This is a genomic window from Acetobacter lambici, from assembly GCF_011516885.1.
GTDB lineage: Bacteria > Pseudomonadota > Alphaproteobacteria > Acetobacterales > Acetobacteraceae > Acetobacter > Acetobacter lambici.
On sequence record NZ_WOTD01000144.1, the window covers coordinates 1 to 1,042 of the forward strand.

2 pseudogenes and 1 other annotated feature are annotated in these 1,042 nt (G+C 55.5%); of the pseudogenes, one reads left to right on the forward strand and one right to left on the reverse strand.

Annotated features, from left to right (window positions below):
- Nucleotides 1–806 (reverse strand): annotated as a pseudogene (locus GOB86_RS16270) (IS3 family transposase); the annotation flags it as partial.
- Nucleotides 412–528, reverse strand: a sequence feature (AL1L pseudoknot). It overlaps the preceding pseudogene by 117 nt.
- Nucleotides 807–862: 56 nt before the next feature.
- Between GOB86_RS16270 and GOB86_RS15550 the strand changes: the two are divergent.
- A pseudogene (locus tag GOB86_RS15550) lies at nucleotides 863–1,042 on the forward strand (IS1380 family transposase); the annotation flags it as partial.

Below are 1,042 nucleotides of genomic sequence, written 5' to 3' on the forward strand. Positions count from 1 at the left end.
ACGCCAACCCACAATAACCCGTGCAAAGACGTCAATGATGAAGGCCACATAAACAAAGCCCTGCCAAGTGGAAACATACGTGAAATCCGAAACCCACAGTCTGTTGGGGGCAGGAGCATGAAACTGGCGCTGCACCAGATCCTGCGGACACGGACGTTGCGGATCAGGCCGTGTGGTTCTGACCCCCTTGCCACGAATGACGCCTTTCAGCCCCATCCGGCGCATCAGCCGCTCTACCGTGCAGCGGGCGACATCCAGGCCTTCACGTTTGAGCTGATGCCAGACCTTGCGCGCTCCATAGACGCAGAAATTATCATTCCACACTCTACGGATGTCATCGCACAATTCTTTGTCTTTCTGGCTGCGCACACACGGATTTTTCTGTCTGGCAACAGTTGCATAATAGGCAGATGGTGCAATCGACAGAACCCTGCAGATTGACCCGACACCATATGTCTGCCGGTGCTCCTCAATGAAGCGTGTCATGGCTTGAAGATGCGGTCGAGCTCTCCTTCCGCAAAATATGCCGACGCCTTACGCAGGATTTCATTGGCCTGCCGCAATTCGCGGTTCTCTCGCTCCAGTTGCCTGATCTTCTCTCGATCAGGCAGGTCACTCACCGCAGGCGCATTGGCACGTTCATGCAGACGGGTCCATTTTGACAGCGTGTCAGGATGAATATCCAGCTTTGGCGCGATCATCATCACCGCAGACCAGCGTGATGGATGGTTCTTCTCTTCCTCCAGAACCATGCGGGCTGCACGTTCACGAAATTCAGGCGGAAAACGCTTCGATTTGTTGCTCATGAATCCTTCTTACCTCTCGGGTCGTTCCGTCTCCACAAAACCCGGGGCAATTCAGATCGGGCCGTCTGTCAGGAGGCCGGGCAAACTGCGCAGCATTGGCTGGCAAATCTACACTGAACCGGTTGGAGCGCAGTGGGCAGCAGGCAGATCGTTACTGCCGCATCATTGCTGATCATGAGGCCCTGGCTACCCTGTTCGTCACGCTCTTCCTTGACCAGCATGAGCACGCACCCGCC